This window comes from Devosia sp., from assembly GCF_041917035.1.
Taxonomy (GTDB): Bacteria; Pseudomonadota; Alphaproteobacteria; order Rhizobiales; family Devosiaceae; genus Devosia_A.
The window spans coordinates 1-6,214 of record NZ_JAYRYM010000223.1 but is presented as its reverse complement, the minus strand read 5'-3'; the positions used below and the strand labels follow the sequence as shown (position 1 = coordinate 6,214).

The 6,214-nt window shown below is 66.8% G+C and carries 7 protein-coding genes and 1 pseudogene; 1 reads left to right on the top strand and 7 read right to left on the bottom strand.

Annotation, left to right across the window (positions count from 1 at the left end):
- The 6 genes and pseudogenes from ACE3TU_RS17740 to ACE3TU_RS17715 form a co-directional block, all read right to left on the bottom strand.
- Positions 1 to 488 (bottom strand): annotated as a pseudogene (locus ACE3TU_RS17740) (hypothetical protein); the annotation flags it as partial.
- A gap of 250 nt (positions 489 to 738) precedes the next feature.
- Entirely contained in the window at positions 739 to 1,128 is a 390-nt protein-coding gene (locus ACE3TU_RS17735) for a response regulator (protein WP_374626607.1), read from the bottom strand.
- A 98-nt stretch (positions 1,129 to 1,226) separates the two neighbouring features.
- Entirely contained in the window at positions 1,227 to 2,273 is a 1,047-nt protein-coding gene (locus tag ACE3TU_RS17730) for a chemotaxis response regulator protein-glutamate methylesterase (RefSeq protein WP_374626605.1), read from the bottom strand.
- Positions 2,270 to 3,133 (bottom strand): protein-glutamate O-methyltransferase CheR, encoded by an 864-nt coding sequence (locus ACE3TU_RS17725; protein ID WP_374626603.1) that lies wholly within the window; start codon positions 3,131 to 3,133, stop codon positions 2,270 to 2,272. The genes ACE3TU_RS17730 and ACE3TU_RS17725 overlap by 4 nt, the downstream gene beginning before the upstream one ends.
- A gap of 20 nt (positions 3,134 to 3,153) precedes the next feature.
- Positions 3,154 to 4,668 carry a methyl-accepting chemotaxis protein gene (locus ACE3TU_RS17720; RefSeq protein WP_374626601.1) on the bottom strand — a complete coding sequence of 505 codons (1,515 nt, stop codon included), beginning with the start codon at positions 4,666 to 4,668 and terminating at the stop codon, positions 3,154 to 3,156.
- Positions 4,669 to 4,786: 118 nt separating this feature from the next.
- Complete coding sequence (locus ACE3TU_RS17715) at positions 4,787 to 5,383, bottom strand: hypothetical protein (RefSeq protein ID WP_374626599.1); 597 nt, start codon at positions 5,381 to 5,383, stop codon at positions 4,787 to 4,789.
- 162 nt (positions 5,384 to 5,545) lie between these two features.
- On the opposite strand from ACE3TU_RS17715, the gene ACE3TU_RS17710 reads away from it, so the two are divergent.
- Positions 5,546 to 5,899: a hypothetical protein gene (locus ACE3TU_RS17710; RefSeq protein ID WP_374626597.1), complete on the top strand. Its 354-nt coding sequence runs from the start codon at positions 5,546 to 5,548 to the stop codon at positions 5,897 to 5,899.
- A gap of 38 nt (positions 5,900 to 5,937) precedes the next feature.
- On the opposite strand, the gene ACE3TU_RS17705 is transcribed toward ACE3TU_RS17710, so the two are convergent.
- Positions 5,938 to 6,214 (bottom strand): EAL domain-containing protein (locus tag ACE3TU_RS17705; protein WP_374626595.1); only part of this gene is annotated, 277 nt, incomplete at its 5' end.

Below are 6,214 nucleotides of genomic sequence, written 5' to 3'. Positions count from 1 at the left end.
AACAGGTAGATGTCGCGATAGCCGCGGCGCTCCGCCTGGCTGCGGAAGTTCGGATGGACCTTGGAGTGCGAGAAGTCGTAGTTCCACTTCTTGCCGGTGGTGTCGGCGGGCGTGTCGAGCAATTGCCGCTCGCCGGCAGCGTTGGGGTTCTTGTCGATGTAGTTGCTGCGAAGCGTCTCGATCGGATCCGCCGGGGGCTTGGCCGTGGCGAACTGCCCCCAGCTGATCGACAGGTCCCGCAGCGTCGTCTGGACATTCTCGGCCGCCGCCGAGTTCACCAGATCCTGCTCCAGGGTCGTCAGGTAGGACTGGAATGCCTTCGACTTTCCCGCCGCGACCGTCTGGATCTGCTCGATGCTCATCCGGCTGACGATCTCGGAGCCGATCAGGTAGCTGGCTATGCCGACACCGGCGCTGACCACCAGCGCCATGCCCACCATTGCCAATGGCAGCTTCTGGGCAATCCTCAGCTTCGGCATCCAAACCATGACGTCACCTCCCACGATGAATCCGCGTCGGCGGTGCTTGCGGACAGGACGACTGCTCCCAACAGCGCCCCGACCTCCGTCCGCTCGCGAACGGGACCGCCACCGCCTGCACGTTAGGCAGGTGAGCCTTAATTTCTGATTACGGGAGCCCCAAGAGCCCCGGAAACCGGGCGCTTAATCGATTACATTCTAGGCTGGAAAATAGTAAGGCCGCCTTGCGGCGGCCCCCACGCACCCGCTCGTCCCGCGCTCAGGACAGCGTGCCGATCACCGCCTCGATGCGCTTCTTCATCGTCGAGGCATCGAATGGCTTGATGATGTAGTTGTTGACCCCGCAGGAAATGGCCTCCTTGACCTGCTCCTTGTCGGAGCGGCCGGTGGCCATGATGAAGGGCATGGCCTGGGTCTTGGGGTGCTTGCGGATGACGCGCAGCAGGGTCAGCCCGTCGATGTCTTCCATGTTCCAGTCGGAGATGATCAGGTCGACGCTGCTCTTTTCGAGCTTGCCCAGAGCGTCGCGGCCCGACTTGGCCTCGATGATGTTGGTGAATCCGAGCTGAGTGAGGATGTACTTGCAGATGCCCCGCATCGACTGCTGGTCATCGACGATCATCACGCTGACTGCACTTGCCTTCGGCATTGTTACGCTACGCCTTCTAGCCGCCCGCTGGGTACCGGGTCGCGCACCCGATCGACCCTAGGAAAATTCCGTTACCAAACCTTCAACCCGTGGCCGTGTTATGCCGCCGACTTGAGTCGCGTCAGCGCCGCCGCAAGGCGCGCCGCCACTGCTTCGACCGGCGCCTGTTCGACCACGGCCCCTTCCTCGAAAGCGACTCGCGGCATGCCGTAGACCAGCGCCGAGCCCGGACTCTGCCCGATGGTGTAGGCGCCCGCGTCGCGCATCAGCTTGAGCCCGCGGGCGCCATCGCGCCCCATGCCGGTGAGGATCACCCCAACCGCCATGCCGCCGACGGATCTCGCCACCGACTCGAACAGCACATCGACGCTGGGGCGGTGGCCCGAGGCGAGGTCGTCCTGCGACAGCCGGCACTTGAGCTGACCCGAGGACCTCTCGACCCTCAGGTGATAGTCGCCGCGCGCCACATAGGCATGGCCCTGCAGCAGCGGCATGCGGTCCTCGGCCTCGACCACGGTCAGTTCCGTCAGTTCATCGAGGCGACTGGCAAAGCGGGTGGTGAACCCGGCCGGCATGTGCTGGGCGATGACCACCGGCGGGCAATCGGTCGGCAGTTGACTCAGCACCACGCGAATTGCCTCCACCCCGCCGGTCGATGCGCCGATGGCGATCAGCGACCCGTTTGGCGCCGCCGCGGTGCGAACCGGCACGTTGACCGGCGGCGACCGCATGGCGCGCCCCTTGACGTCGGAATTGGCCGCGGCCCGCACCTTCTGGCGCAGGTTCTCGCCGAACGCGTCGAGCCCGCCGGACAGCGAGGCGTTGGGTTTGGCGACGAAGTCCACCGCGCCCAGTTCCATGGCCAGCAGGGTCTCGCTCGCCCCCTTGGTGGTGAGGGTCGAGACCATCACCACCGGCAACGGATGCAGCCGCATCAGCTTGTCGAGGAACTGCAGCCCGTTCATGTTGGGCATCTCGATATCGAGCGTCACGACGTCGGGGTTGAGTTCCTTGATCTTGGTGCGCGCCTCCAGCGGATCTTCCGCGGTACCCACCACGGCGATGTCACCGTCCTTGCCCAGGGTGCGCGACAGCACCTCGCGGATCAGCGCCGAATCGTCGACGACCAGCACCCGGATACTCATGCAGCGTCCCTCGCCTTGTTCTGTGCCCGTGCCTGATAGATGGTCTTGCCGACCAGCCGGAAATTCTCGCCGCCCGCCCCCAGGTTCTCGGAGTGCCCGATATAGAGGAAGCCCTCGGGAACGAGGATTGCCCCGAGGCGTGCGAACAACTGGCCCTGCGTCTTCTTGTCGAAGTAGATCGCCACGTTGCGGCAGAACACCGCGTCGAACGGCCCGCGCATCGGCCAGGGATTGTCCATCAGGTTGAGCGGCTTGAACGCGATCAGTTCGCGCGCCGCTGCCGGCACCCGGATCTGTCCGTTTCCCATCGATTCGAACAGGCGCGCGCGGTCCGGCGCGAGCCCGTTGAGTTCGCCCTCCGGATAGACCCCGGTCGCCGCCTTCGCCACCACGCTGGTGTCGATGTCGGTGGCGAGAATCCGGAAGTCCCAGCGCTTCAGTTCGGGCAGGGCGGCCAGCAGGCTCAGGGCAATGGTGTACGGCTCCTGACCGGTCGAGCAGCCCGCCGACCAGATGCGCAGCTTGGGCCGGCCACCGGTGGTGCCGCGCGGCCGCTGCTGCATCAGCTGCCCGACATAGCCGATCAGGTGCTCGAAATGGTGATCCTCGCGCCAGAAGCGCGTGAGGTTGGTGGTCAGCGCATTGACGAAGTCCTGCGCTTCCGCCGGGGTCGCCTGCCGCTCGAGATAGTCGACATAGGCGTCGAACGAGCCGAGCTTGAGGTTTCGCACCAGCTTGCCCAGCCGCGACACCACCAGCGTGCGCTTGGCGTCGGACAAGGAAATGCCCGCCTCGGCGTAGACGCGTGCCTTGACCCGATTGAACTCGCGGTCACTGAGGGCAAACTCGCCCTGTTCCATGATCATGTCCCCGCTGCCGTTCAGGCAGACTGCTTGCGCGCCGGCAGTTGCAGGGCTCGTGCCGCCTCACTCCCGACTGCCGCGACGTGGCCGCCCAGGCGGGAGATGGCGCCGCTGCCCTCATCCAGCGCGCCGGCGATAGTGTCAGTCTCATTGCTTAGATTCTCTAAATGCGAACCGAGCCCACTCAGTATATTTCTGAGAGTGTCGGTCTCGGCCATCGAGCTCTCGGTGCGGGCCCGGCTGTCCCCGACGAGACCACGGATCTCGCGGACCGCCGCCTGCGTCGCCTGCGCGAGGGTCCGCACCTCGCTCGCCACGACGGCGAAGCCGGCCCCCTTCTCGCCGGCCCGCGCCGCCTCGACGGCCGCGTTCAGCGCGAGGAGGTTGGTCCTGAAGCTGACGTCCTCGATCGCGCCGATCATCCGATCGATCTCCGCCGCCGTCGTGCCGAGCCCGCCGACCGCGGCGCCGGTGCGCTCGACCGCGCGGGCGGCCTCGGCCGCCAGCGCGACGACCTTCTGCTCGTGCGCGCGGGCCGCCCTGGCCCCCTCGCGCCCCCTGTCGATGGCGAGGGCGGCCGCGGCGAGACCGGTCCGCCCCTGATCGGCCAGCTCGGCGAGACTGGTCACACTGGCGCGATAGCGGTCGATCGCCCTGAGAATCGCCTCGACCTTGCCCTCCAGCCGCTCGCGCGCCGCGACGGCCTCGTCCCGCTCCTCGAGCAGCGTGTCGAGGGCCGCCTTGAACTGCTGGATCTGCTGGGCGAAGCCGCCGGCACCGAGCAGCAGGTAGGGGTCCACATCCTCGCCGGCGAGCATCTGCTGCAGCGCCCGGATTCCCTTGTCGAACCCCTCGAGGGCCCCGCCCAGCGCCTTCAGCGCCGGCGAATGCTGCATGCCCCAGTCATCGAACCGGAAACCCGTCTTGCCGTTGGCCAGCGCCGTCACGAAGGCGTCGAAGTCGTCATCGGCGATATGGTGGCCGGCGGGGCGCAGTTCGAACACGGTGCGGCCGCCGCCCGCATCGCGCCGCTCGACGACGAAACGGTGTCCGGCCACCTGCACCATGCTGGCTTCGGGCGTGTCCGGATCGAGTGTCCCCGCACCGATGAGCGCCCCGATCTCGGCCCCCTCCTCGGCACGTCGCTCGATTGCCGTCAGTCCCCTCGTGGCGCTGGCGATCCGCCCGTCCGCCGCAACCAGCGCGGCCGGCTGGGACAATTCGGTGAACGCCGCCCGGTACTGATGCGCCCGGTCGAGCCGCTCGCACAGGTTCTTGACCATCACCTCGACGCTGGCGGCATCCTTGCCCCTCAGCCCCACCGCCAGCCCGAGCGCGGTCAGCCGTTCGGCGTCGGCGCGATCCGACCGGATGGCGATCACCAGCGACCCCGCCACCGCCAGCATCACGGCAATCGCCAGGACTGCACCGGTGAGCGGGGTGGCCCCGAGCCAGACAAGGCCGGCCCAGCTCAGCCCGAGAGCCCCGAGCCAGCACAGATTGGCAATGACCGCAACGGCCAGGCGGCGCACGAATCAATGGTCCCCGTAGCGGCCTCCCCAGGCCGACGGCGCCACGCTAGTCGGGCAATGGTTAACCAAGCGTATAGGCGGGCGGCGGACGGTAAGGCTCTGGTAACCTGCCGACCGCCTAGAACAGCTCGATATCGTCGTTGACCGGAGCCTTGGCCGCCGGCACCCGGCGGTGCGCCACCGCCAGCTCTTCACGCGCGATGGAGGCATTGGCGGCGTTGTCGAGCCGCTTGACGAAGGCCCGGCCGGAATGGGGCTTGAACATCACCCGGCGCGCGTAGGTGCCGCCGAGGTCCTCCTTGGCCATGCTGTAGCCTTCGTTGGAAAGGAACTCCCGCACGAACTCGATGTTCTTGGCGCCGACATCGTCGAGCGCAGCATTGATCTTGCCGCCGCCGAACACCTTGATCTCGAGATTCGCCTTGCGGCCGGTGCCGCGGCTGAGCACCTGGTTGATCAGCTGTTCCATGGCAAACGCGCCATAGCGCGCCGAGGCGCCGTAACGATCACGCGCCGAACCGGACTGTTCGGCCAGCAGGAAGTGGTTCATGCCTCCGACATTGGCCACAACGTCCCGAACGCAGGCGGAAATGCAGCTGCCCAGGACGGTCGAGTAGGTGAGATCGGGTTCGGAGGAGACCAGACAATCGCCCTGATGTACGGTCGTGACGACACCGCGGTCGAACTCGGGCGGCAGGGAACTGGGCAAGGCCATCGAGAGTAGTCTCTAGGGGGTACCTGCCGACAATCGTTAGCGGCAATTCGTTAGTGAAGCGCTAACCAAAAACCCGGCCTGCCACCTATGCCTTCGGCTTCGCAAGAACCCATTCAGGAATTGTCGCTAGCGTTTGCGGCAAGTACCGGGGGTTCCGACTACATGTCGCTGCAAAAGCTCGCCCGCGAGCTCGATGAAACCGCTAGGCAAACAGCGGGGATGGTTGAGGGCATCACGCAGGCGCTCGAACTGCTCGGCGACCAGTCGGTGTCGGGCGATGAGGCGCGTCGAGAGGCGATGCGGATGATCATCCATGCCCTGCAGGGCCAGGACCGCATCGAGCAGCGCTGCCAGAACATGGCACTCGCAGTGCGCCAGTTCGCGCTGCTGCCACCGACCACCCCCGACTCCGTCTATGACGAGATCTGGGCGGGGCTGGTGCTCGACGAACTGCGTGTTCCGAGCCTCTCCGGGACGGGCACCCACGGCATTCACGGGGAAGCCGAGCTGTTCTGAGCCGAGCTCTCCCGGCCTGCTCTTCGCGCCGGCAGCGCTCAGGCGCGGCGCCGCCGCCGTGCCGGAGCGACCTGCATGCCCGACAGCCACTCCCGACGGGTCACGAACCCGACCAGTGCCTCTGCCGACAGCGGTCGCGCGAAGGCATAGCCCTGCAGCGTCGTGCATCCCAGCTCGCGCAGCATCTCCGCGTGCTGCAGCGTCTCGACCCCCTCGCCAACCACCTCGATATCGAGGGCCCGGCCGATCTCGACGATGGAGCGCACCAGCCGACGCTGCGTCGGCGACGTGACGATCGGGGCGACCAGCTGCCGG